Consider the following 23,208-nt stretch of genomic DNA (forward strand, 5'->3'; position numbering starts at 1 on the left):
CGCAGTAGGGCTGTTTTTTGGGTGACGGCCGCTGTCCCTAATCATTTGCACGCTATCGCCATAGACAGTCGAAAACCCGAGCTCGCCTGACCTTCGGGGTTTCTATTCACACCCCATCCCTCAAGAAATCGGGTGTGACGGGAAGATATCATGAAAGGTGATGTTGCCTGCTCGGACCTAATTTCGTTATCTGGATTGCATGAAGAAAATTCCCTTCATGGCGTTTTGATCGAGCTGTCAACCAATTGGCTGCGACATATCCCAAGCTATATGTTGGTTGGTTGGATCAACTCCGGCCCCTTGCTCCTAACGTTGCCCACGGCCATATCGACCTTGAACCATTCGAAAGCCTCGGCCGGTTCGCCCCGGTGCAACACCATCTGCTCGGCACGCTCCTTGGGCGTGGCCGGGTCCAGCCATTCCCTGGCCAGCTCCGGCGTTAGCACCACGGGCCGCCGGTCGTGAATGTCCACCATGCCGCCGGCGCTGTCTGCGGTGATGATCACAAAGCCGTCATGCTCGCCTTGGCCTTCATCTGCGTCGGGTAGCTGGCCTATGGCCGCACACAGCACAGGCGCGCCATCCCGCCGGCGGATCAGGTAGGGCTGTTTCTTCGGCCCGCCCTCATCAACCCATTCAAACCAGTTGTCCACGGGCGTGATAACCCGGTGTGGCCAGATCGCCCGGAAGAATGGGCCATGGGCCACTTTCTCGACTCGGGCGTTTATCGGCGCAGCCCGGTCCTTGGCCCAGTGCGGCCGCCAACCCCACCGAACCAGGTCTGCGTGCAAGGTTTCATCCTGCATGTGGAGTACGGCGACTGGGGTTGTGGGGGCCACGTTGTACCGCTCAAGTGGTGCCTCACCTACGGAGTTCACCAGGGTGCCGGTCATGCCCAGCGTGGACACATACTCTTGAATATCGCTGTACTGCGAAATCCTCCCGCACATACGCACCTCTCCGTCTGTCGAAATCCCCTACAGAAAAATTGACCGCAAGCCGGCTGCAAAGTTAACTGTATGTCTATACAGTATTTGTAAAAGGCTGCTCTATGAGCTTTACCATTTTAGGCCCGATATCCGAAGGCGGCACGAAGCTGCCATTTTGCTCTTTCCGGGTGCCGGCCGGATTCCCATCGCCGGCGGCCGACCACATCGAGCAGCACATCTCATTGGATGAGGTTCTAAATATCAGGGCTCCCCACGTTTACCTGATCGCAATCACCGGCGAGAGCATGCAGGGGGCGGGCATCTTTGAAGGTGATCTCGCAGTCGTGGATCGCTCGATTGAGCCAGCCCACGGGCATATCGTTGTGGCTCTGCTGAACAACGACCCTATCTGTAAGCGCCTGTGCAAGCGGGGGAAAGAGGTCATCCTGCTATCGGAAAACCCGAAGTATCCGGCGCGGTACATCCTGGAAGGCGACGAGCTCTCAATCTGGGGGGTGATAACCAACACCGTGCGAAGCCATGTCTAGGCAGCCTGTGTTCGCGCTGATCGACTGCAACAGCTTCTATGCGAGCTGCGAGCGCGTCTTCCGTCCTGACCTGGCCAAGGTGCCCATCGTAGTTCTCAGCAATAACGATGGCTGTGTTATCGCCCGCAGCTACGACGCGAAGCCTTTTATCAAAATGGGCGAGCCCTATTTCCAGATCAAGCACAAGCTCAAGCAGCACGGCATCGTGCCTTTTTCCTCAAATTACGCCCTGTATGGGGATATGAGCGAGCGGGTAATGACGGTGATAGAGAGCATGGTGCCTGCGGTCGAGATCTACAGTATCGATGAAGCATTCGCCGATTTGACTGGCATTGATGGACTGGACGCCCTCGGGCGAAAGATTCGGGCCCAGGTGCTGCGCGGTACCGGCATTCCGGTTGGCGTAGGTATCGCCACTACAAAGACCTTGGCCAAGCTGGCCAACCACACGGCAAAGCGGTTACAGGCCCAGACCGGAGGCGTGGTGAACATCACCGATCCGGCAAAACGCGACTGGGTGCTGCGCAATACCGACGTGGCCGAGGTGTGGGGTGTTGGACGAAAAATGAAACTCCACCTCGACGCCCTGGGCATCAAGTCCGCAATGGACCTGGCCAAGGCGGATCCGTGGACGCTGCGCAAGAAGTTCAGCATCGTGATTGAAAAGACCGCCCGGGAGTTGGCCGGCACCTCTTGCCTGGAACTGGACGAGCCCGACCCGCCGAAGCAGGAGATCTGTTGCAGCCGGATGTTCGGTAGGCGCCTGACCGAGTTGCCGCCGATCAAGGAGGCGCTGGCTACCTACATGATGCGGGCCTCTGAAAAGCTCCGGTCCCAGGGTTCGCTGTGCAAGAAGGTCCGTGTCTGCATCCGTACCGGCATGTTTAACCCAGAGGAGGCCAAATATGCGAACGGGGTGGTAGTCGATCTGCCTTATCCAACCGACGACGTGCGCTTACTGACGAAGGCTGCGATTGAAGCGGTCGACCACATCTACCGGCCAGGCTTCAAGTACAGCAAGGCCGAGGTGATGCTGCTCAACCTTTGCCAGCCAGGCGAGTACACCGACGATCTATTCGCCGTTTCGCAGCCTGCGGAGGCTACCAGGGTGATGACGGTGCTGGACCAGATCAATGGGCGGTGGGGAAAGGGAACGCTGCGGTCTGCCAGTGTGCCGATGAACCCCGACTGGGGAATGCGTCGGGAAATGATGAGCCGTCGTTATACGACGAGGCTTGATCAGCTGTGGTCGGTGGCTTGTAAGTAGCGACGGTATCCGACGTTCAGTCAGGAGTCATGAGTACGGCTAGTGTCAGCTTGATGAACTCTTCATTCCGGTCTATGGCGTCCAACGCGCCGCGAACGTTGTCGGCGATTTCGGTGCCGCCTTGCTGCTCAACCCAGTTCGTAAGCTCCATGATGGCTGCTTCAAGGGCGAGTTGGTTCTCGTTGATTTTGGATAGCAGGGAAGGGAGCAGGTCAGAGTTCGGCATCGGTGTTCCTCCTTGGAGTGAACAGCGTAGCAGTTGATGTTCGGTACGGCTGCTCTAAGGGTGTCCACTTTCGACCCTAAGGTGTCCTTCGCGAAGGGCAGCAGTCGGCCGATAGTGTTGAAAAAGTCGCTCCGCTCAAACTGCCCGGAAAATGACCGGGAAAACGCAATTTTTGCACGCTGCTACGTGAAATCTGAGCCCGGAAGCCTCAGCCAAAAGTAAGAATTTCAATCTCAGATGCGCACTTTTCTGCCATGGAAACCAAGGCCGACTTTTTCAACAGAATCTGTCGAGAGCAGTCAGCCTACAGGCAAGTAATCAAGCTAGGACTCAAGCAAGTCCGGAGTTGTACTTATTTGTTAGCCCCCTCTCGTTATTTTGATGAGGGGGCTAATTTTTCTATTTTTTTATATAAAGCCACATTTATTTTTTTTGCATGTTTTTCAGCTCGATTTGTTTGTATTTTTCTACAATTTTAGCCATTTCTTTTTCGTCTTGCGTTGAAGATATTTCGACAAAGTAATCCCAGTGCTCCAGCACTTCGATGCTGTTCGCATGCCCCATGTGTGCGGCGTACTGATTGTATATTTTTGCTTTTGAAAAATCTTGTGGGATGTCATCGCCTACAATATAAATGGAACTTAGGTTGTTGTAGGCTCTAATTGATCCGGCTGCGCCGGCTGTTTCATACAGCGCAATTGCTTTGTTGATATCTTTTGTCGTTCCTAATCCGCGCTGATAAAGAAAGCCTAGATCTGTAAGTGCGTCCGCGTGGCGCGCATATAATTTAATTGCTCTCTCGTAATAAAATAAGCTGGTCTTATAGTCTTTTTCTGACTCGGTCAGTCTATAGTCACTATAAATTTTACCAAGAATATAGTTAAATTGTGCGTAGCCTGCATTGGATAAATTTAGTAGATTGGAAAACTCTTCGCTATCTTTAGGGTAATAGTTTGGTGTTGAGTCAGGTGGATAGTCGAGTTGCTTAAAAATAGCTGGGGGCAACGTTGAGCTAGTGGTTTTCATATTTTCATCCGAGATTACTGGCGTTGACAGTGACAACAGTAAAAGCGCAACAAATTGAATAGGGTACGAGTAGGTTGATTTACTCATGACCATACCTCATCTGCACTGTATCTTGAACCGACGAGCTCGACAGAGGAATCTTGGAAAATAAAAGCTCCAGCATCATCATTTGGCCTCGAATCAGATGTTCTAAATAGAACATCTGTTATGTCAGTTACTCGACCATCATGCCATTCTACCGTTGAGCTCAACTCATGGATATTTCCACTTTGATCTAATGATGAATCTTTCGCAAATGAAAGATTAATGCTTTTCAGCCCTATGTCGATAAGTGATTTCAACTCATTGTGTTCTGAAGCTCCATTGCTATTGATGTCTTGCCAAATTTTCAAATTCTCCCACACGGTATCATTTCTGTCGATCCGCCTATCTTGGTTATTGTCTAGTGCGGTGAGAGCAATTGCACCATCTGAAGCTGTACCGCCATTCGGCAGAGGAGTGTGATCACCGAAAAGCTCTCTACCATCATTTATTAATCCGTCATTGTTTCTATCCATAACCAGAAATCCAGTGTTCTTCCCCGCCCACCCTGTATGAATCGGGTCTGACTCTCCTTTGAAATCAAACTTCACACCATCTTCGATTGACAAAGTAGTTATGCCTTCACCACTCAAATCAATGAGAAGTGGTGTTTTGAATGGCTCAGGGCATTTTTTTATTGTTTTTGCAACACCATTTGGTGTTGCGGAAAGTTCGATGCTTACACCGGCCTTTGAAAGTACGCGCTCTACAAAATGTATACAATTGTTAAATACTAGATTGTAGTTTCCAGGGTCTACGGATCCGTTTGCGTAACCGTTGGCTTGCGCAGACAGATTATCCATCATACTTTGAAATCTAGGTGTGTTAGGGACTTCAAATCGGTGAGAGCTTGTTTCTGTGTATAGTAAGTGATCGGTTGTTGAAATGTTGTCTCGTGAGGTGTCGGTTCTCTCGCCAGGACTAAATCCTATGGATCCTCTGTAGGACGGAGTATTGATCTCTAAAAATACATGACCTGTTTCAGTTGTACTGTTTCCGTAACTAGATCCTGACTTTGCGGCATGTATAGTAAATGAAGATCGGTGTGAGCTGTTAAATCCTGGGGTAGGGTTTGTTATCGTGGTTAATCCCTCTTCACCCCTTACACTAATATAATGCTCCGACATCGTGCATCCCTCTGGTTGAAATGCCGTAATTGGCTTCACTGCGTTACAGTTTTCATTCACACAATTCAAGCAGTCGTGACTTTTGGTCCCGGTCAGATACAGGACAAACGAGGAGGGAGAAAACTTAGGGGGAAAAGCATCTATAATGTATTACGGAATATTTCGATTCTTGTCTGCATCAAAGATTTGTATTCCCTCAGCGCGAGTGAGGCTACAAATGGCCCCACCTTTTACAGGCACGCCATGACCGCTAGCGGCCGAACGCGGCCATACGACAAGCGCCACGAATCGTGGGCAATTTGGTAGTTTGTGTTCGGTCGGCAGGACGCCGGGGATGGGGGCGAGAACAGTTCCTAAACTAAAAACTAACCCCTTGTAGAATGGGGCCTCCAGCCTGGTCGCTAATGCTGAGTAATGGAACTCCGCGAGCCCTCAAAGCCACAGCCCGCTGGAGTTTGCATAGCGGTCTTGAAAACCGGCGAACGTTAATAGCGTTCCCAGGGTTCGAATCCCTGGTTTCCCGCCAAGATTCATACGAAAGCCCCGCTTATGTGGGGCTTTCGTGTTTCTGGGGTTCGGCTGTGGCTGGCTTGTATTTGCTCGGTGTTCCATAACTATTATGGGACCGTTCCATAACTTTTCTATTTTGACGGATTCGTAGTGGCGCTGAGCCTTCTGTCAACGCACTTTGTGATTTCCTGATTGCTCTGCCCCAGCAGCAGGCTTGCGTTGCCGATATCCACGATTTCCGACGCCGCCTTGGGTCGAATATCTTGCAACTGAAACCCGCCGATCTTCGCGGCGAGCGTCGGATATCCTTGTTCGATAGTTTTCTCGCAAGCCATCTCTCGTGCCTTGTCCCAGCGCAAGCGCAACATCCCCTTCGTCATCCTTTTTCTATACTTTTTGACCAGCAGATCCTTGGAAGGGTGGGCGGCATTCCTCTCTGAAATTTCCCGAACTAGCCTGCCTCTTCTATTCCGCTGGCCGGCAGTGCGAGCCAGGACTGTCGGTGATTACGGCGCTGGCAGTAAGATCCACCTCTGCCAGCGCGCAATGGATCGTTAGGCAGTAGGTCTGACCCGGAAGGTCAGCAACCCTCCTGATGATAATGAGCTTCTCGCAGCGCTGCGCTCGAAAGAGTCCCACCTCTCTGACCGGGGAGTAGGGGCGTTAAGAGCTAACGGTCTCTGTTGATTAGTCAGGCGTCATAAGGACCGCCAGGGTCAGCTTGATGAACTCTTCGTTGCGGTCGATGGTATCCAGTGCACCACGCACGTTGTCGGCCATTTCGGTGCTGCCTTGCTGCTCAACCCAGTTCGTAAGCTCCATGATGGCTGCTTCAAGGGCGAGTTAGTTTTCGTTGATTTTGGACAGCAGGGAAGGGAGTAGGTCAGCGTTCGGCATTGGTGTTCCTCCTTTGAGTGAACAGCGTAGGCTGATGATGGCGCAGATGTGCTTTTCGTGGAAGTCGATGGATTTCAGCGAGGGTTGGTTAACATAGAAAAACTCTAATTCACGCATACGGATTTTGGTGTTTACGCGATCAGTAGTGGAAGCAGGATAGCCTCCTGCTTCCACGAGTGGATTGCTAGTTAATTGGTTTGCTGATCAATCCCGGCCTGTAACGCCTGGCGATCACTGTGCCCGCCGACTCTCAGCGGTCCAAGGTTGAAGGCTTGATCCTTACGTATGGCGTCGTCCTGTTTCTGGGTCAATTCGTCCTTGGCGCCCAGCACCAGGTTGACCGGTGACTTCGACAGGTTCAGCCCGACATCCGCTCGGTAATCGCTGCCGGCCAACGTCGTTGCCGTCACCTTGGAACCACCCAAATCGACCTTGCCCTGGTCCGCGCTGATCCGGGCGCCAGTCAGGTGGGTTTCGCCACTCACCTGCAGGTTGACGCCTTGCGTGCGGATGCCTGACGCTTGAGTGACGCTGTCCTTCACCACATGGCTGACGTCCAGGTTCAACGTCGGGGTGTAGGACGTGTTGCCGCTCTTGTCGCCGAACAGCACGTTTGCGGTGGTATTGGCCACCGAACTGCCGGTGGTGTTTTTGCCGCTGACGGCGTAGCTGTCAGTGGTTTTTGGCCAGGCCTTTTCCTTGAGGTCGGACAGGCGAGTACCCACGGCATCCTTCTTGTCCGCCAGGTAAGCCTTGGCCTTGTCCACGCTCGTACCGAAGGCGCCGCGGGGCTCGGGGTTCACGTCGTAGCTACCGCTGCGGGTGAGTTTTTCGCCCAGGCGTTCCTTGGCGTTACCAACGCTGTTGACCACACTGTCCTTGGCCGAGGCCAGGTGCTCGGTGCCCTTGTCCACGGCGTTCTCGAGCTTTTCGCGGTGCTTGTCAAACGCGCCCTCGGCCTTGGCTTGCACCTTGTCCTTGAGCGGACCGCTGGCCTTGGCCAGTTTGTTGACCACGCCGGGCTGGTTTTTCTCGACATCAAGCTTGGCGTCGACGTTGACTTGGGTGCTGCTGACTTGATCCTTGCGGCTCTCAATGACGAGGTCGCCGCCGACATTGCCACTGACCTGCTCGGCCTCAATCCGCGCGCCGGCCAGATGGGTGTCACCGGCACTGTTGATCACCACCTTATTCGCCTTGATCAGGCTGTCGTGCTGGGTGGTGCCTTGCAGGTGATCCACGTCGACCTTGGCCCGCGCATTGATGCCGTGCTGGGTCTTGGGGGTGTCATGTTCACCGGCGTCGGCCAGGGTGGTTTTGCCGCCGCTGCCGCCTGCGCCCAGGGTCACGCCCCAGCTGTTATGCGCCTGGGTCGATTGCGCCGATTCTTGCAGGATGCCGCCGTTTTGCGCATCCAGATTGACGCTGTCAGCCACCACCTGAGTCCCCTGCAGGTGGATCGCATCCGCCGCGTTGGCGCCGCTGGTGAGGCTCACCTTGCCGTTGCTGTGCAACTGCCCGACGCTAACGCCTTGGTCGTTTTCGGCGACTTTGCCGATGTTGAAGTTGGCGCTCAGGCTGCCGGTGGTACCGCTGCTTTCAGCGCTGCTGGTCTTGCCGGCACCGACCGTCAGGCCGCCGCCCAGGTTGCTGCCGCTGCTCACATGAGTATCGGTGGCTGCTTGCAGGTTCAGCTTGCCGACAGCGTTGAGGCTGATGTCACCGGTCTTCGCGGTGCTGCTGCCGACCTTGGTGCCTTGCAGGGTCATGTCGCCACCGCTGCTGAGCTGGATCGGGCCGTTGCCCTGCAGCGTCGCGACACGCGCCTGGCTGGCCTGGGTGTTAAGGCGCTTGTCGTCCAGTTGCACACCGGCACCGAGGTTGACGTTCGTACCGTTGCTGCCCGGCGCCGTGCCCACGGTCAATGAACCGCTGCCACGCAGGCTGTTATTGGTGCTGCTCTGGGTATCGCTGGCCTGGTTCAGCGCCAATTCGCCACCGGCTTTGAGGTTGACGCCGGCCTGGCCGCCGTTGAACTGGCTGCCTTCATAACGCGCGTCGCCTTGGGTCTCGATGTTCACACCCTGGGCCCCGGCGTAGCTGCCGACCACCGCCGTGCTGCTGGATTCGCGCACATCGCTGCTGCCGCCTGCGCCATTGCCGCGCACGTTCAAGTCTTCACCGGTGGTGGTGTAGACGCGCACGCCCACTTTGGCGTCAACGCTTTGCTCGCTGCTGGTGTGGGTGTTGGCGGCCGCCGTGGCGAGGTGCTCGCCGGCATTGATCTTCAGCCCGCCCTCACTGGCGCGGTACTGGGTGCCTTCATCTTTCACGGTGTTGGCGACATTGACCTGCACCGTGCCACCGCTGAACTGGCTGACCACGGCGGTACTGTCCTGCTGTGTGCGGGTCTTGTTGGTATGGCCGACTTCCACATCGAGCCCGACATTCGGTTGCTCGAAGGCATCCAGCAGGCCGGGCTGATGGAATTTGGCCTGGGCCACGCCGTTGACGGCTTTTTCGATCGGCCGGGTGATGCCTTTGTATTCAACATTGGCGCCGACGTCGGCGGTCCAACCGTTCTCTTTGTGGGTGCCGGTCTCGGTGTTATGCGCCGCCTGGTTATCGACCTGCGCCGCGTTGACCTGCAACTCAGAACCGGCCTTCACCTGCGCGCCCTGGCTGGTCAGGGTGTTGCCGGCGTTGATCGTCAGCGTGCCGGCCGACGCCACGCTGCTGGTTTGCGCGGTGGTTTTGTGGCTGGTGTCATTGCTGCTCTGGTGGCTGAACTGCGCACCATTGCCGGCTCGGTCCAGGCCGCCGGTGTAATACACGCCGCCAGCGGTGGTGGTGGTGTCGGTTTGGCTCCGGGTGCTGTCATCGGTCGCCAATAGCTCGACGTTTTTGCCGCTCACGGTCGCATCGCCCTGGGTCGCCTTCAGCTCGGAACCCTTAATGCTAACGTCGCCACCGGCCGTGACGGCCAGGCTGCCGCCGCTGAGGCTGGAAGCTTGCTGCTGGGTGGTGTCGGTCTTGCTGGCGTGCTGCTGGTCTGCATAGTTCACACCCGCGCGGTACTGACGCGTGCCGTCGGCGGTCTCCTTGGCGTAGCCATCGAAACCCCGCGTGTGAGTGCTGGTAGTGGTGTGAGAGGTGTTTTCAGCCGACGCGACTTTGATGTCACCCTTGGCATTCGCTTGCAGTTCGCCTGCCGCAGAGACCTTGGAGCCGCTGACGCTGATGTCTTTGGCGCTTTGCAGTTTGAGGTTGCTGTCCGAGCGCAGGTTGCTGGCGACGACGGTGCTGTCCTTGAGGTTCTTGCGGCTTTCATCCTTGGTGATACCAAAGAACTTGCTGTCGTTGCTGTAGCTATTGTCGTGGGAGGTGTTTTGCACGCCGTCGATCACCAGCGAGCCTTTGTCGCTGATGACGCTGGCCTGTCGGCCACCACGCGCCTGGCTGCCGTTGATGCGCACGTCGTCCGCCTTGACGATCAGCTTGCCATCGGCGTTGACCTTGCTGCCGGTGTTCAGGGTCTTGCCCTTATCGCCATCGCCGTTCTTGCCGAAGAAACTGCCGCCAGTCAGGTCGCCGGAGTAAGCGTTGTCGCTGCTGCGCTGGGTACGGCTGGCGCTGGTGATGTCGACTTGCCGAGCGGCCAATTGAATGTCGCCCGCAGATTTCAGTTCGGCGCCTTGCAGTTGCAGTTTTTGCTGGCTGGTCAGCTCCAGGGCTTTGCCGGCCTTGAGGCTGCTGGTGACGCTGCGCTGTTCGCTGCTGGAATTGTCCCAGTTGGCTTTCCACAGGTGCTTGCGGTGGTTGCCCTGGTCGCGGGTTTCGTGGGTTTCGGTGGCGGCGCTCAGTTGCAGGTCGGCGCCGCTGTTGACGCGCAATGCGTCGCCTGCTTCGACCTTGCTGGCCTTGATCTGGGTGTTGGCGCCGGACAACAGCGTGGCCTGTTGTTGTGCGACGACGTTGTTGCCGTGCTGACGCGAGTCCTTGTCGGTGGTGGTGCGGTCATAGGTTTCGTAGGTGAACAGGAAGTTGCTGTTGTTCCACTGCTCACGTTTTTCCTGAAGTTTTTTGCTTTCCAGGCTGCTGAGGGTGAGGTTGCGGCCGGCGTCGAGCTTGACGTTGCGCCCGCCGACGTCGGTGGCGGCGAGGCTCAAGTCTTTGGCACTGTGCAATTCGACATCGCCCTGGCGGCTCTGCACACCGGCGCGGGTGGCGTCGAGGCTGTTGGCGTAGACCTGGCCGCTGATATCGAGGTTGCCGGCCGAGCTGACCTTCACCCCATCACGGCCCGCGACTTGCACCGCACCCACGCGCACCCCGGCACCTTCGGCGGTGCTGATGATGTTGATACGGCCGGCCTGCATTGCCCCGAACAGGCGGGCGTCGATACGCTGGTCCTGGGTTTTGCTCGCCGGGTCGACCTGGCGCACCTGGCCGCTGGCGTAGTCGACCTGATTGCGGCCGACCGTGAGGTTCAATTGGTCACGCGCACTGAGGCGCCCATCGCTGTCGATACGCGGCGCGATCAGGTTGATCGAACCCGCACCGTTTTGCAGGCCCTGGCCTTGCACCGTCAGTTGGCCGCTTGCATCGCGAGTGTTCAAGCCTTGCAGCTTGCCGTCGTTGAGTTCAGGGCGGCCCACTACCAGGTTGGCATTTGGGGTGTTGATGAAACTGCCGCCGTTGACGGAAATGCCATTGGGGTTGGCCAGCACATAATCGGCAGCCCGGCCAAAAATCTCCTGAGCGCCGTTGATGGCCGAGGCGTTGCGGCTCACCACTTCGTTGAGGATCACGCTCGCCGCCTGGCCCTGGAACTGCGGGTTGGCCGCCAGCTGCCCGGCGAGTTGCGATTGACCAGCCTGCAAGGCGTTGTTCAACACCACGCCCTGGCGGTCGACGTTGTAGTCCAGGAACTGGTTATGGGACAGGCCGCCGGCATTCGGCGCGACGATGTTGACGATGGGCACGCCGCCCTGGTTTTGCAGCTGCGGCGTACCGCCAGGCCCTTCGACGACGGTTAAGCCACCGGCCAGTACCAGCTGCGGCAGCAGGAACAGGCTGGCGATGGCCCAGCGCAGTTTGCCCTGGGGTGAAAGGTGAAACGTATGGGTGTCAGTCGGCATAAATAAATTCGCTCTGTGTTGGCTGATCCGCGACGTGCGTTGTTCGTTGCAACGCTGCTGTGGTGGTCAGGTACGGCGGTAAACTCAGGCTAAACAGGTGTTGCTCAAATCTGCACGCTAAGGCGCGTCAGCCAGACCTCCCGCTCCTGGCCAAACCCTGTGGGCGTGTTGAGGTTGCGTTGGTAATCGAGGTCCAGTTGCACGTTTTTCCAGCTCAGGTTGAGCCCTGCACTGGCACCGCTCAGGCGCTGGCTTTGAGCGCCGTGTTCGCGCTTGATCCAGCCGTTGTCCAGGCCCAGGCGCGGGGTGATTTTTACCGGCAGGTCGCTGGTGAGCGGCAGGCGCAAGGTGTTGCGCCATACCGCGCCGATGGCCCCGGACGCGATGTTTTCGCGGTAGCCACGCACCGCCGAGTCGTCGGTGCCCAGCAGTTGTTCGATGGCAGGCAACGCATCCGGGCTGTATTGCGCCGACAGCTGGCTCTGCCACTGCCACGGTTGCCCCAGCCATTGGCCGTTGCGCCATTGGGTGAGGTTGGCGCGGTACTTATGGAATTGCGCCTGGGGCAGGTTTTTTTGCGTTTGCTCAGCATCACGGTCGGCGCCGAACCATGTCAGGCCTTGGGCGTAATTGACGTCGAGGTTCCATACTGCGCTGTTGAGCCAGAACAGATTCAGGCCAGCCTCGGCCACTGTCAGCGTCGGGCTCTGGATGCCTAAGCGAACCTTTTGCAGGTAGCTGTCGACGTCCTTGTAGGCCAGCTGCAGGTTGGCGCTGAGTTGATGGCCCTGGTCGCGCCACAGCACGCGGTCGGTGCGCAAACTGACCTGGTCGGTACGGCCGCTGTTGTAAAACGTTGCGCGGCTGAGCTTGTACGGCGAGCGGTATTCGTTGTGGCTGGCGAACAGGCTGTAAGTCCAGTACCCGTAAGGGATGGAATAAAACAGGCTGTTGCTGCGGCTGTAGCGCGGCCCGTGGTTGAGCGTGTCGCTGAAGCTCAGGTTGAGCGAATCGTTGAGCGTGAGCGGGCTGTCCAGGCTCAGGTTGATGGCATTGCGATCACGCCCCGTGCCGGCGCTGCCGAGGTTATCCACTCCAAGCCCCAGCCCCCAGCGTGACGCCGTGCTGCGCGAGCGCAGGATGATGCGCGAGGCGCCAGCTTCACTGCCAGGGGCGATGTCGGCGGTGAGGTCCACCGAACGCAGGCGGTTGAGCTGGTCCAGGCCTTGTTCCAAATCGCGCAGGTTCAGCGGCTTGCCGAGCATCCCGGGGAACGCGCCGCCTAACGACACCGGCAGGCTCTGGTCGGCCAGTTCGATGGCTTCGAGGTAGCCCTCTTCGACGTGAATATCCAGCGACTGCCCGGCCGCTGGCGGGCTGATCAGGTACGGGCGGCTGGCGATATAGCCGGCTTGCACATACAGCTGGGTGATCTCGGCCAGCAGGCGGTTGATCTGGGTGACGCCCATGCACGGCGCCACGTAGGGTTCGATGCGTTGGTTCAGCTCAGCCTTGCTGAACAGCGTGACCCCGGCCAGGCGCGTGCCACTTAGCGGCCAGCAGCGTTCATCCTTGGCTATGTCTGTTGGCAAGGCCGGCGTGGCCGCTTGCGTACTGAAACTACCGCGTTGCAGCTGCCGTTGGCGCTGCTCCAGGTGTAATTGCTGCAAGTCGCGCTGCTGTTGCTGCTGCAAGCGCAGCGCTTCCTGGCCCGCTTGCCGCCCATCGGCGGCGGCCGGCAGCGCGCACAGGCAGAGCAGGGCGACGCCCAGGCTCTGGATACAACACAGGCGTTGGGTTGAGGGCTGATTCGGCACTCGACATCCTTAACGTAGAAATACACACAATCCATACCCCTAGCCAAACGGTAAACTCAGGGATCTTGCACAGTTGAGCCATCATTAAACTGTCTGCTACATCAGTTGTAGGATTTTTTACGTAAAACGTGGGGAATGCAGCGTTATTCACAAAATAAATGCACAGAGGTGGTGCGGGAGGGCCAGGCGATAACTCCTTGGGCGTTTCATGAGGCGATTTTTACCCTCATTCTGCTGACTGACCGATCAATCCTACCTTTCAGACGTATTTACCCCTTTGCCTTTTACAAATGCCGCTGGGGGGCCATAGGACAAATGCCACGAATCGTGGGCCATTTGGTAGTTTGTGTGCTGGTCGGCAGGACGTCGGGGCGGGGAGTAAATCATTTCCGCAACCTGATGTGCACCCCTTGAGTTATGGGGCTTTCAGCGTATCGAAATATGGAGGGATGCGAAAGCGCTAAAATGGTTAACTTGCTGAATTTAAAGAAAAAATCACCAGTTTTGAAAACCGGCGAACGTTAATAGCGCTCCCAGGGTTCGAGTCCCTGGTTTCCCGCCAAGATGCAGATAAAAGCCCCGCTTATGCGGGGCTTTTGTGTTTCTGGGGGGCGGCTGTGGCTGGCTTGTATTTTTATGGAACCGTTCCATAACTTTTCTATTTTGACGGCTTCGTAGTGGCGCCGAGCCTTCTGTCAACGCGCTTTGTGACTTCCTGATTGCTCTGCCCCAGCAGCAGGCTTGCGTCGCCGATATCCACGATTTCCGACGCCGCCTTGGGTCGAATATCTCGCAACTGAAACCCGCCGATCTTCGCGGCGAGCGTCGGATCTCCTTGTTCGATAGCTTTCTCGCAAGCCATCTCTCGCGCCTTGTCCCAGCGCAAGCGCAGCATCCCCTGCGTCATCCTTTTTCCCTGCTTGTTGATCAGCAGATACTTGGAAGGGTGGGCGGCATTCCTCTCTGAAATTTCCCGAACTAGCCTGCCTCTTCTATTCCGCTGGCCGGCAGTGCGAGCCAGGACTGTCGGTGATTACGGCGCTGGCAGTAAGACCCACCTCTGCCAGCGCGCAATGGATCGTTAGGCAGTAGGTCTGACCCGGAAGGCCAGGAACACCGGGCCGAATGGGAAGGTACTGACTTCCAGCTCATCCAGTGGGTTGAGCGTGTGTGTGCGACTCCCAGCATTGCTGTAGATCACATGGCTGCTCGATACGGCGATGTTGACCTTGCCGGCGGCCGCCTGGATCAGATTCACCCTGAACCCTTCAGTCACGTCATCACCAATGGTGAGCGTGACGTCTGTATCGCTGATAACCAGAACCGACTTACCTGAGTCCACCATGGTCAGTGGTCTGCTGCCGGTGATGGAGACGTTGGTGTGTACGTGGCCCCCGGCGTGGTAGCTGACCATTCGTGGGTCTGCGAAGACGCGGGCGAAGGCGCCGACATAATTGACACTGGCGCGCATGTCATCGAATTGCTCGACCACGTAGGTGCCGATGCTGCCTGATACTTCAGCGTTGGGATCCAGAACCCATTTGCGTCCTACCATCAGCCCGATCTGGGTGTTGGCACGTACGCCGGCACGCATCTCTTCAAGGAACAGCTGACTGATCTGGCCACCGCCCTTACCTTGGACATAGGTAAACCGCGCAATGGAGTGGCTGTCTCCAGTAGGGCTGCCCTGGGAGGTGTCGACCTTGTAGTCGACAAAGTCCGCCGAGACGGTGGTGGTCGTTGTGTTGGCGTTTGGCGCCCAGGTGAAATCCAAGACCCTGCCGGTTTTAACCTGCTCTAACGAGGTGGTGGTTTGCGAGGTGGTAGTAGAGCCTGACTGCTTCAAATCATCGTTCATGTTACTCATCCTTAAGTGAAGTGCGTATGAGTGCAGGCCGAGCTGGCCCGAAGCGTATGATCACCGTCATAACGCCACTTTTGCTACAAAACCCTGTTGTCTTACTTGATCCGTATGGAGCTGTCACCGCGCGCGAGGTGTGCCCAGATGGGCTCTTCGAGTAGTTCGTGTTCTGCATCTTCACCGGCGGCCATGCGTTTTCGTACGGCTACGTTGTGCTCTCGGATTTCCTTGAACTTGGCCGTGATGGTGCGCTTGTCGGGAGAGAACACGGTTTTAGTGTCGATGAAGTCGTCCGGGATATCGTCCTCTTTATCGACGATGATCTTTTCGGGCGCTAGAGCCAAAGTGATCGTGAACAAGGGCCGCCTGATCGTTTTTATATCGGTGGCCTCCATGTTTTTGCGCAGGTACTCGACGAGCTTGCCGACGGTGTTCTTCCTGGTGTCGGCCATCGCTTGGAGTTCGGCGAGTTTGCCGGTGACCTAATGATCTTGGACACTTCAATCGGGCGCTATGATAGCGCCCAAATCTGAGGTGTCTGGATATGCGTTAGTCGTATTCGAGTGAGTTCAAGCTCAAGGCTGCCAGCATGGTGCTTGATGAGGGTCAGCCGGTTACCGAGGTCTGTGCCAGCCTGGAATCGGCCCCACTGCTCAACCCAGTTCGTAAGCTCCATGATGGCTGCTTCAAGGGCGGGTTGGTTTTCGTTGATTTTGGACAGCGGGGAAGGAAGCAGGTCTGAGTTCGGCATCGGTGTTCCTCCTTGGAGTGAACAGCGTAGCAGTTGGTGTTTGGTACGCCTGCTTGAGGGGTTTCTCCTTTCGATCAATGGCAGCCTCTCACCGACACTCCGTTTTAGGCGGTTCGACGCCCTTTCCAGTAATCGCTTACCATGGCTCACGGACTTTGATTTTCAATCATTAAATGGTTCTGAGTAATGAAAGGGTTTATATCCAATGCCCTCGTATTGACATTGCTCTATGCACTTTCAAATGGAGTGTCCGCTGAAACACCGAGCACAGCGAGGCGGAGGGTATCAGGTAAGGCCAAGGTGATTTCCTTTTCGAGTGATGGCATTTAGCCAAGATCCTAGCTCAGTAATTTGAGATATCAAATCTCGGCCCTGCATTTCAGCTGCCAGAATCGCTCCTGTTTTTGGAGACTCTCGATGACTGCTTTTGGCCGATTTCTGCCCCTCACGAAGGAAAGCAAACGGCCCAGCGAATCCGCACCAACGCGACATCGAAATGCCTTTGCCATCAGGCCCGAATGAGTCGTCGCATAACTCAGGAGTAAGGCGACAGCTAAGGCTTGGCGCGACGTGTAGGTCGGGCCCAAAGCAGGCGGTGGGCAGTCTACTAATGCATCAGTAATGATGCGCCCAGCCTGTCGCGCTCTTACGCTGTATTGTCGCGTTTACAAAATCACCTTTTATGATGATCAACAGGTTATGTGTAGCGATGGAAAGTCATACAACATACACTCAGCATTTCCGCGACAGAACCGTCGCCTAATAAATATTCAGGAGCAATTATGAAACTTTTCGCGGCATTCACAATTTTGTTATTTGCATTAGTAGGATGCGCTACAACTGGGAGTCAATCGCCACAGCAAGCTGCACAATCTGCGGCAATTTTATTTGAGCAACAAAAATTCAATTTGGTTTGGGTTCCTGCAGCGAATAACGGCATCTCCGGAGCTATGGCATCCGCTCTTATCGGAAGTGCAGGTTTAGAATCTCCAATTGTTTCAAACATCCACCAAATAATTGCCCCTGCAAGTAAAGCTGATGTGCGCGTCGCCATCTCAGGAACCAATAGTTCTTTTGCAGCTAACTCAGCTATTGCAGCTTTAAGTAACACATCAAGCATGCTCCCTAAGTTGCAACTTGCATTTATCGGCTCGACATCAGATGCCGCGGCAGTTCGCTCGGCAGTTGAGGCTAAAGGCGGTAAATTCTTACACGCCACACCTAATGGCTCCTAACTCGCGGTTTCTGTCTGTCATGATAGACGTCTGTCGGCCAATAGCTGCCGATCTTGAAAAGCTGCTTTCTTGATGTATGTGTGTTGTCGCCATATGTTATTGGCATTCATGGAGGATTCTGACTGATGGCACGTGTGGGATTGATACTGACACCCGGTTTTGCGGACTGGGAATACGCTTTCATTGCTGGAACTGCGTCTCCGTTTTATGGGATCGATGTCAGGTTTTTCGCTTCTGCTACGGGGCAGTTTCGCTCGCAGGGTGGATTGGCGGTAACGGTCGAGAGCAGTTTGCAACAATGTCTGGACTGGAAACCGGACGTTGTAGTCGTGATTGGAGGAATGGTCTGGGAAGGTGCAGAAGCACCTGATATTCGGGAGTTTCTTCATGCTAGTCGTGCAAGTGGAGCGACAATTGCCGGTATCTGTGGGGGAACGCTGGCACTTGCCAGGGCCAGCCTTCTCGACACCGTTCCTCATACATCGAACAGCGCCGACTTCCTGCAACAGAATGCCATGGGTTATGAGGGGCGCACGCTCTATCGAAGCAGCCCAGTAGCTGTGGTTGCAGACCGCATCATAACTGCTCCAGGCCCTGCACCCGTTAGCTTCACCTGCGCAGTGTTCGAAGCCGCCGGGCTATCTTCCGAGGCCACTTCTCAATTCAGAACAATGTTGGCAGCGGAACATCGGTGACTGCGTCGTCCTACAAAACAGCCGGTTAGGTGATGTGTTCGAGTGGCCGCTCATGGCCGTTTGCTGCCTATCATGAGGTCCGCAATCGGCCAAACGCTTACGTTTATATCAGTAGGGGTCATGTAGCAACGTAGACAAGAACCGGCTGGAGGCAAGTGAGCGGCGGTGCCGAATCAAGCATGTCGGTAGGTTCACACCATGGATAGCTGCGACCTTGAAGCCAGTCCATTATTTTTCGCATATGCTGGGAAGGACACTCCAACATGTGTTCGATGGTAATGGACAGCTGAGTGGCCAAGCCGCTTTGCGGTGAAAAGATCCAATGATATTCCCCGCAGCCTACACGTAACTCTCCAGTCGCTTTTGTTGACATGCCAACCAGCCATTTGCACTTATGAACATTGGCGTCGGGCTTTGGAGCGTCACCGAGGCAGAATGTATAAACGTTCTCATATTGCAGGCTAAAGCTGCGTACTAGTACTTCAGCAATATCTTTGCGCCCCTGGACGTTGGGAGGAAAAAGGACGTTGCCTCTCTGCACTAGCACGTTAAGAGCTGCGTCTAGACTGAAAGCATGTTGCAATAAGTCGGGCCGATTTCCGTCCTTACCGAAGATGTAGCTCTCAATCGCTCTGGTGGCATTTTTCATGGACAAATCCTGATGCTGCTACAGGTTGGCGAATCTGGATTCCGCGCGAATTATGGGTTAACCGAAACTTCCCCCTTCGCGGAATTTGGTACATCGAACATCCTATCGAAGACCCACTGAAACGCCAGCGCGTAAAAGAAGAAGAAAACGAACAGCCCCAGATCGGTGACCAGTGCAGCCCACCAAGAAATCTCCAGCCACCATGCCACCAGTGGTACCAACATTAGAACTAGCCCACCCTCAAAGCCCAGTGAGTGCAGCAAGCGTCTGCCCAACGTGCGAGCACGCTGTGACTGACGCGCTTCCCAGAGTTCAAAAGCGTAGTTAAACAGCACGTTCCACAGCAGCGCGCATACAGATAACATCACCGACAGCGCACCCGCATGGGCCAAACCTTCGTCGTATATCAACGAGATGCTAGGCGATAGCACCGCAACAGCGATTGATTCATAGAGGATGGCTTGAAGAATTTTTCGCGAAGGTCCTTGCATGGTTTTTTTCCAAGGGTGGCGAGATCGAATACCTGCAACGGTATCGCTGCGTACACACCAAGAAAAATGAGATAAATTAAATATTCATCAATTCAATTCATCTAGGGAACGATGCGTGTTTTCGACTCTTCCGCTTAACGCGCTGCGCACCTTCGAGGCGGCTGCGCGACTGGGTAGCTTTAAAGCGGCAGCTGAGGAACTCTCAGTCACCCCCGCGGCCATTTCCCACCAGGTCAGGATGTTGGAAGCCCGCCTCGGAGCGATGCTGTTCAAGCGAGCTGGACAAGGCGTCGCATTGACCGAAGAGGGCGAGTTGCTATATCGCCAGACTCACCGCGCCTTGTTAGACATTCGCCGCAGCCTGGAGGCTTTTTATCCGGACACCGTTCCCCAAACCCTAACCATTTCTACTACGCCGGGCTTGGCCGCTGCCTGGCTAATTCCACGGCTGGGTGTTTTCTATCGAAGCTTTCCACAAGTCAAGGTGCGGGTCGATACAGGTAACGAACTAGTCGATCTACTGCGTGATTCCAGTATCGATGTCGCTATTCGTTCAGTCAGCCGCGACGACCCGAAGTTGTTCTGTCAGGAGCTAATGAAAGAGCAATTCTCTGTTTACGGCGCCCCAGGCCTGGTGGCCTCGTTGAATGTAAATCAGATCGAACTGATCAACTTACACTGGAAAATTCCGGGAGCATTCTCAATCAACTGGGAAAGCTGGTGCGCGGCCGCAGAATGCCAGACCTGGCTTGAAACGGCGCAGATGCGTGAGTTCGACGATGAGTATTTTGCCTTGAGCGCTGCGATTGCTGGTCATGGGCTGGTGCTGGCAAGCAATGTACTGGTCGCCGACAGCCTCAGGCATGGAGAATTAGTGGCCTATAGACCAGAAGTAAGCCTGCTTGGTCCGCGTTACGTTGCGGTGTGCGTGCCAGGACGGGAGCGGCAGGTGCCTGTGAGTGCGTTCCTTATGTGGCTGGCAGGAGCCGCTCTGCAGGACGGCTGACGATACTCGGCCTACACTTTTTTGAGCGCGGGCATACGATAAGTCTCAGGACTCGTGTGCTATTCGGGAGCTTGTGTTCTGTCGGCAGGACGCCGGGAAGGGGGCAAAACAGTTGAGTAGGTAGCACGTTGAACCGCAAGGGTATCAGCTAAACAATCGGCGCAATCACTACTTGTTTTACAACGGGGCAATGAGCCATTAGCACATCTGTGCTAATTCCCCAGCAAGGGCATCAATGCTAACTTTTTTACTTTGTTTTTATTGTGAAAGAGGTTTTATGTTTAATCGCATCTCGAAGGTGTTGCTGGTTGCCACAATAATTCCGGTTATCTTGCTTGTTAATGGTTGCCGGGTGATTGCTCAGGAGCGATGGGTGGGAAGGTCAGATCAGGAAGCCTTGAACCTATTTGGTAAACCAGCAGCAGTCAAGAAGGTGAAGGGCGCGAATGGAGAGGAACTTATTGTCCTGACATGGGAGAAGTCTTCAAGCTGGACCAATACCGAAGCTGCAGGAACCTCGATGAATCATACCGGTAACGGCATGGTGTACACGGAGTATTATGAAACTGTAGGGCACAGTTCTGATTGTACGATTGAGGCCACCGTCAACCCGTTTGGCAAGATTGTGGATTTCAAGATTGATAATGGCCGTATAGTCAGTAATAAGTGTAAAAATATTCCTTACGTCCCTGGTTACATTCCGCCGGGGTTCTAGAGTATCTGCTACATCTTTACGGGGTCGAGCATCCCGCACCCTGTTACAGAGCAACAACTAAGGATGGTGATCATGAATTACAAATGCCTGTTGCCCATGCTCCTGCTGGCTGGTTGTGTTTACCAACCTAATCACCAAGGTATCAATTGGGGGGAGGGAGCCTGCCCCAAACCCGCTCTAGAAAGCATCTCCGCCACCCATCATCTGGTGATTGAAGACGGTAAGACGCTGAAGTGCCAAATCCGTCCTTATGTCTGGAACATGGCTTGCCAAGGGATCGTTGACGGGGAAACTGACGGTGTGGTTTGCCAGGATAATGGGGGGAACCAGATGATTTTCCTGTTTGACGACAAAGGCGTGCTTACTACGCATCGCAGCTTGAAGGCAGGTTAGGGGAGTACAGCTGTTCCAGCCAGTCATCTCAAACCTGGAAAAACCGTCAATAAAATGCGGCGCCTGTTATGACGATGCCTTTCGTATTGCTGGTTTTATAAATCTTGACTAAACCCTTATTGCTGTCGCCACTGGAGTGACATATTTTTATTGCCTTATTTAGCTCTGGCTCAAAAATCTCAATGCCGCGGCAGCTATTTCTACCGCCAGGGGATTGTGTATATGCCGTTGTGTAAGTGCTTTGAGTTCCGTCGGATAAATAAATTAAAAGTGAGAGCGGAATTTGTAGGGTTAGCAGGCACACTAAAAATAATGCCAGTGGAAGTGCTGTAATCTTTTTTAGGGTGTTTATGAGGTTTCCAGACAATATGTCTTTTTTAAAAATTATAAAGCCTAGCGAGCTTATAACTGCCAAGATTAATGAGCTGGTGATATAGATTTTTTGAAAGTTCGGCTTGAAAAAAATCACTGAATAAATATGGCTACGCCATGCGAAAAGCAATGAAATAGTCAGCATCGTTCCAAAAATCATAGGCACCAAATAAAGGTACGAGTTCTTTTTCAATTTTTGCTGCTCTCTATCCTCGGTGCCAGAATTATAGGCATCTTGTGCATTAAGTTTCCTCCCGCAGATCGCTCGCCACGAGTCCATGAACCAGTATCTCGCGATCTTAACAGCGTTGATTTCCTGAAACAGAATGCCGCCCATCATACGGGGGAGACGTTTTATCAAAGTAGTTCAGGCGGCTATGGTTGCGGCGCGCACCTGCGGGTTCCGGAATCCAAGCCTGAGTAACCTCTACCGAAAGCGGCCGGATTTCGGGCTCACATGCCCAGCGTAGGAATGGTCACCTCGCCACACTCTATGAGTTGGCCAGCGGTCAGTTGAAGCACATCATTGGGTTTTGCGGCGTACCCGGCAATAAAACCGATGGCCACCAAGGCGATACAGAGCAGGGATCTTCTGAAAATCATTGGGAATTCGCTGAGTTGTTGGTGTGAAAACATGCAGCACTGATTCCCGATTGTGCAAAAGGTTCCTGGCGCGCTGGCTCTGCAAGGCGCCTCTTACGACAGCAGCACCACACGAGCACTCTCGAACAGCACGGGCCGTACAAGAATTTTGTAGCTGTCAGCATCGAACGACTGCGCTGGCGAGGCCGGCGCCAATCGGGCTTCGGCCTCGCAGGCGTAAGTCCCGATGTACCGCCAGTTATCCACGACGTGGTATTGCTCCAGCTGGCCATGGCGCTCGTGCAGTGCAATGGCGGCGGGGTATGGCCAGCGATGGACGGCCCAGTGGGCCAACGCCTGCAGCAAACGCTCGGTGTGGGCGGCATGGGTTTCGTCGCCCCGGCATGCCCCGGCGCATTTACGGATCTGCGCACGGAAACAGCCCTTCGCGCTGGGTGGTTCTATACCCAGCAGGCTATGGCAGAGGCGGTGCTCGTCGGCGAGCAGGATCAACGCTTCGATTGCCATGCGTCGGCTGCGAAACAGCCCGTACAACTGCGGCCCCTCGGCCAGCGCGGTGGTGTCGATGATCTGCAGTTTGCCCCCGTGCAGGCGTAGCGAGCACAGGCGGCGCTGCCGGCGCAGGCGCTTGTTCTTCAAAGGCTGCATCTCTTTGATCAGGCGCGACTCCAGCAACAGCGCACCGATTTCTCCCGCGGTTTGCTGATATTCGATCCGCTGTGCCTGGCGCAACATGCGCGCTTCTTCGGGGGTACGCAGGTGCGCCAGCAGGCGGCTGCGGATATCGACACTTTTACCGATATACAGCGGCATCGATTCACCTTGCGCGTAGAAAAAATACACGCCGGGCGCACGCGGTGCCGCCTCG

The 23,208-nt window shown here is 55.2% G+C and carries 23 protein-coding genes and 1 pseudogene; 7 read left to right on the forward strand and 17 right to left on the reverse strand.

Annotation, left to right across the window (positions count from 1 at the left end):
- Positions 1-266 precede the first annotated feature (266 nt).
- Positions 267-950: an SOS response-associated peptidase gene (locus ACO77H_RS12280; RefSeq protein ID WP_432755583.1), complete on the reverse strand. Its 684-nt coding sequence runs from the start codon at positions 948-950 to the stop codon at positions 267-269.
- 101 nt (positions 951-1,051) lie between these two features.
- On the opposite strand from ACO77H_RS12280, the gene ACO77H_RS12285 reads away from it, so the two are divergent.
- Both ACO77H_RS12285 and umuC read left to right on the forward strand, forming a co-directional pair.
- Entirely contained in the window at positions 1,052-1,477 is a 426-nt protein-coding gene (locus tag ACO77H_RS12285; protein WP_170042759.1) for a LexA family protein, read from the forward strand.
- Positions 1,470-2,744, forward strand: a complete 1,275-nt coding sequence (umuC, locus tag ACO77H_RS12290; RefSeq protein WP_432755584.1) for a translesion error-prone DNA polymerase V subunit UmuC — start codon at positions 1,470-1,472, stop codon at positions 2,742-2,744. Before ACO77H_RS12285 ends, umuC begins: the two co-directional genes overlap by 8 nt.
- Before the next feature lie 16 nt (positions 2,745-2,760).
- On the opposite strand, the gene ACO77H_RS12295 is transcribed toward umuC, so the two are convergent.
- The 11 genes and pseudogenes from ACO77H_RS12295 to ACO77H_RS12345 form a co-directional block, all read right to left on the reverse strand.
- A complete protein-coding gene (locus tag ACO77H_RS12295; RefSeq protein WP_092236140.1) occupies positions 2,761-2,970 on the reverse strand; it encodes a hypothetical protein in 210 nt (69 codons plus the stop codon).
- A gap of 423 nt (positions 2,971-3,393) precedes the next feature.
- Complete coding sequence (locus ACO77H_RS12300; RefSeq protein ID WP_432755585.1) at positions 3,394-4,083, reverse strand: tetratricopeptide repeat protein; 690 nt, start codon at positions 4,081-4,083, stop codon at positions 3,394-3,396.
- Positions 4,080-4,883 carry a hypothetical protein gene (locus ACO77H_RS12305; protein ID WP_432755586.1) on the reverse strand — a complete coding sequence of 268 codons (804 nt, stop codon included), beginning with the start codon at positions 4,881-4,883 and terminating at the stop codon, positions 4,080-4,082. The genes ACO77H_RS12300 and ACO77H_RS12305 overlap by 4 nt, the downstream gene beginning before the upstream one ends.
- Positions 4,884-5,845: 962 nt before the next feature.
- Positions 5,846-6,082, reverse strand: a complete 237-nt coding sequence (locus ACO77H_RS12310; RefSeq protein WP_432755587.1) for a hypothetical protein — start codon at positions 6,080-6,082, stop codon at positions 5,846-5,848.
- Positions 6,083-6,401: 319 nt separating this feature from the next.
- Positions 6,402-6,611: pseudogene (locus ACO77H_RS12315) on the reverse strand (hypothetical protein).
- Positions 6,612-6,799: 188 nt separating this feature from the next.
- Positions 6,800-11,752, reverse strand: coding sequence for a hemagglutinin repeat-containing protein (locus ACO77H_RS12320; RefSeq protein WP_432755588.1), 4,953 nt, complete (start codon positions 11,750-11,752; stop codon positions 6,800-6,802).
- A gap of 104 nt (positions 11,753-11,856) precedes the next feature.
- Positions 11,857-13,542 (reverse strand): ShlB/FhaC/HecB family hemolysin secretion/activation protein, encoded by a 1,686-nt coding sequence (locus ACO77H_RS12325; protein ID WP_432755752.1) that lies wholly within the window; start codon positions 13,540-13,542, stop codon positions 11,857-11,859.
- A gap of 685 nt (positions 13,543-14,227) precedes the next feature.
- Positions 14,228-14,464 (reverse strand): hypothetical protein, encoded by a 237-nt coding sequence (locus ACO77H_RS12330; RefSeq protein ID WP_432755589.1) that lies wholly within the window; start codon positions 14,462-14,464, stop codon positions 14,228-14,230.
- Between the two features lie 186 nt (positions 14,465-14,650).
- Complete coding sequence (locus tag ACO77H_RS12335) at positions 14,651-15,427, reverse strand: hypothetical protein (RefSeq protein ID WP_169954330.1); 777 nt, start codon at positions 15,425-15,427, stop codon at positions 14,651-14,653.
- 101 nt (positions 15,428-15,528) lie between these two features.
- The gene (locus tag ACO77H_RS12340) at positions 15,529-15,882 is read right to left on the reverse strand and encodes a siphovirus Gp157 family protein (RefSeq protein WP_432755590.1); all 354 of its coding nucleotides are present in this window, start codon (positions 15,880-15,882) and stop codon (positions 15,529-15,531) included.
- Between the two features lie 59 nt (positions 15,883-15,941).
- A complete protein-coding gene (locus tag ACO77H_RS12345; protein ID WP_432755591.1) occupies positions 15,942-16,181 on the reverse strand; it encodes a hypothetical protein in 240 nt (79 codons plus the stop codon).
- Between the two features lie 782 nt (positions 16,182-16,963).
- On the opposite strand from ACO77H_RS12345, the gene ACO77H_RS12350 reads away from it, so the two are divergent.
- Together ACO77H_RS12350 and ACO77H_RS12355 are read left to right on the forward strand one after the other, a co-directional pair.
- Positions 16,964-17,416: a hypothetical protein gene (locus tag ACO77H_RS12350; protein ID WP_432755592.1), complete on the forward strand. Its 453-nt coding sequence runs from the start codon at positions 16,964-16,966 to the stop codon at positions 17,414-17,416.
- A 125-nt stretch (positions 17,417-17,541) separates the two neighbouring features.
- On the forward strand, positions 17,542-18,111 hold the full coding sequence (locus ACO77H_RS12355; protein WP_432755593.1) for a DJ-1/PfpI family protein: 570 nt from the start codon (positions 17,542-17,544) through the stop codon (positions 18,109-18,111).
- Positions 18,112-18,229: 118 nt separating this feature from the next.
- Here ACO77H_RS12355 and ACO77H_RS12360 read toward each other — a convergent pair whose 3' ends face one another.
- Both ACO77H_RS12360 and ACO77H_RS12365 read right to left on the reverse strand, forming a co-directional pair.
- Positions 18,230-18,760 (reverse strand): hypothetical protein, encoded by a 531-nt coding sequence (locus ACO77H_RS12360; protein ID WP_432755594.1) that lies wholly within the window; start codon positions 18,758-18,760, stop codon positions 18,230-18,232.
- A 50-nt stretch (positions 18,761-18,810) separates the two neighbouring features.
- Entirely contained in the window at positions 18,811-19,251 is a 441-nt protein-coding gene (locus tag ACO77H_RS12365; RefSeq protein WP_432755595.1) for a PACE efflux transporter, read from the reverse strand.
- A gap of 115 nt (positions 19,252-19,366) precedes the next feature.
- Between ACO77H_RS12365 and ACO77H_RS12370 the strand changes: the two genes are divergently transcribed.
- The 3 genes from ACO77H_RS12370 (at position 19,367) to ACO77H_RS12380 (ending at position 21,365) form a co-directional block, all read left to right on the forward strand.
- The gene (locus ACO77H_RS12370; RefSeq protein ID WP_432755596.1) at positions 19,367-20,257 is read left to right on the forward strand and encodes a LysR substrate-binding domain-containing protein; all 891 of its coding nucleotides are present in this window, start codon (positions 19,367-19,369) and stop codon (positions 20,255-20,257) included.
- Positions 20,258-20,534: 277 nt separating this feature from the next.
- A complete protein-coding gene (locus tag ACO77H_RS12375; protein ID WP_169954323.1) occupies positions 20,535-20,972 on the forward strand; it encodes a hypothetical protein in 438 nt (145 codons plus the stop codon).
- A 72-nt stretch (positions 20,973-21,044) separates the two neighbouring features.
- A complete protein-coding gene (locus ACO77H_RS12380; protein ID WP_432755597.1) occupies positions 21,045-21,365 on the forward strand; it encodes a hypothetical protein in 321 nt (106 codons plus the stop codon).
- 46 nt (positions 21,366-21,411) lie between these two features.
- Here the strand turns inward: ACO77H_RS12380 and ACO77H_RS12385 are convergent, their stop codons facing one another.
- The 3 genes from ACO77H_RS12385 to ACO77H_RS12395 all read right to left on the reverse strand — a co-directional run bounded on the left by ACO77H_RS12385 (position 21,412) and on the right by ACO77H_RS12395 (position 23,153).
- Entirely contained in the window at positions 21,412-22,017 is a 606-nt protein-coding gene (locus tag ACO77H_RS12385) for a hypothetical protein (RefSeq protein ID WP_432755598.1), read from the reverse strand.
- A 173-nt stretch (positions 22,018-22,190) separates the two neighbouring features.
- The gene (locus ACO77H_RS12390; protein WP_170058695.1) at positions 22,191-22,373 is read right to left on the reverse strand and encodes a hypothetical protein; all 183 of its coding nucleotides are present in this window, start codon (positions 22,371-22,373) and stop codon (positions 22,191-22,193) included.
- A gap of 60 nt (positions 22,374-22,433) precedes the next feature.
- Positions 22,434-23,153: an endonuclease gene (locus ACO77H_RS12395; RefSeq protein ID WP_432755599.1), complete on the reverse strand. Its 720-nt coding sequence runs from the start codon at positions 23,151-23,153 to the stop codon at positions 22,434-22,436.
- Positions 23,154-23,208: the final 55 nt, after the last annotated feature.

The organism is Pseudomonas sp. WMBT8, assembly GCF_050916005.1.
Taxonomy (GTDB): domain Bacteria; phylum Pseudomonadota; class Gammaproteobacteria; order Pseudomonadales; family Pseudomonadaceae; genus Aquipseudomonas.

Excerpts from the sequence above, each read along its gene's own strand:
- ACO77H_RS12280 (WP_432755583.1), bottom strand. The coding sequence starts at position 950 with ATGTGCGGGAGGATTTCGCAGTACAGCGATATTCAAGAGTATGTGTCC.
- ACO77H_RS12285 (WP_170042759.1), top strand. The coding sequence starts at position 1,052 with ATGAGCTTTACCATTTTAGGCCCGATATCCGAAGGCGGCACGAAGCTG.
- umuC (WP_432755584.1), top strand. The coding sequence starts at position 1,470 with ATGTCTAGGCAGCCTGTGTTCGCGCTGATCGACTGCAACAGCTTCTAT.
- ACO77H_RS12295 (WP_092236140.1), bottom strand. The coding sequence starts at position 2,970 with ATGCCGAACTCTGACCTGCTCCCTTCCCTGCTATCCAAAATCAACGAG.
- ACO77H_RS12300 (WP_432755585.1), bottom strand. The coding sequence starts at position 4,083 with ATGAGTAAATCAACCTACTCGTACCCTATTCAATTTGTTGCGCTTTTA.
- ACO77H_RS12305 (WP_432755586.1), bottom strand. The coding sequence starts at position 4,883 with ATGATGGATAATCTGTCTGCGCAAGCCAACGGTTACGCAAACGGATCC.
- ACO77H_RS12310 (WP_432755587.1), bottom strand. The coding sequence starts at position 6,082 with ATGTTGCGCTTGCGCTGGGACAAGGCACGAGAGATGGCTTGCGAGAAA.
- ACO77H_RS12320 (WP_432755588.1), bottom strand. The coding sequence starts at position 11,752 with ATGCCGACTGACACCCATACGTTTCACCTTTCACCCCAGGGCAAACTG.
- ACO77H_RS12330 (WP_432755589.1), bottom strand. The coding sequence starts at position 14,464 with ATGCTGCGCTTGCGCTGGGACAAGGCGCGAGAGATGGCTTGCGAGAAA.
- ACO77H_RS12335 (WP_169954330.1), bottom strand. The coding sequence starts at position 15,427 with ATGAACGATGATTTGAAGCAGTCAGGCTCTACTACCACCTCGCAAACC.
- ACO77H_RS12340 (WP_432755590.1), bottom strand. The coding sequence starts at position 15,882 with ATGGCCGACACCAGGAAGAACACCGTCGGCAAGCTCGTCGAGTACCTG.
- ACO77H_RS12345 (WP_432755591.1), bottom strand. The coding sequence starts at position 16,181 with ATGCCGAACTCAGACCTGCTTCCTTCCCCGCTGTCCAAAATCAACGAA.
- ACO77H_RS12350 (WP_432755592.1), top strand. The coding sequence starts at position 16,964 with ATGAAACTTTTCGCGGCATTCACAATTTTGTTATTTGCATTAGTAGGA.
- ACO77H_RS12355 (WP_432755593.1), top strand. The coding sequence starts at position 17,542 with ATGGCACGTGTGGGATTGATACTGACACCCGGTTTTGCGGACTGGGAA.
- ACO77H_RS12360 (WP_432755594.1), bottom strand. The coding sequence starts at position 18,760 with ATGAAAAATGCCACCAGAGCGATTGAGAGCTACATCTTCGGTAAGGAC.
- ACO77H_RS12365 (WP_432755595.1), bottom strand. The coding sequence starts at position 19,251 with ATGCAAGGACCTTCGCGAAAAATTCTTCAAGCCATCCTCTATGAATCA.
- ACO77H_RS12375 (WP_169954323.1), top strand. The coding sequence starts at position 20,535 with ATGTTTAATCGCATCTCGAAGGTGTTGCTGGTTGCCACAATAATTCCG.
- ACO77H_RS12380 (WP_432755597.1), top strand. The coding sequence starts at position 21,045 with ATGAATTACAAATGCCTGTTGCCCATGCTCCTGCTGGCTGGTTGTGTT.
- ACO77H_RS12385 (WP_432755598.1), bottom strand. The coding sequence starts at position 22,017 with ATGGACTCGTGGCGAGCGATCTGCGGGAGGAAACTTAATGCACAAGAT.
- ACO77H_RS12390 (WP_170058695.1), bottom strand. The coding sequence starts at position 22,373 with ATGTTTTCACACCAACAACTCAGCGAATTCCCAATGATTTTCAGAAGA.
- ACO77H_RS12395 (WP_432755599.1), bottom strand. The coding sequence starts at position 23,153 with ATGCCGCTGTATATCGGTAAAAGTGTCGATATCCGCAGCCGCCTGCTG.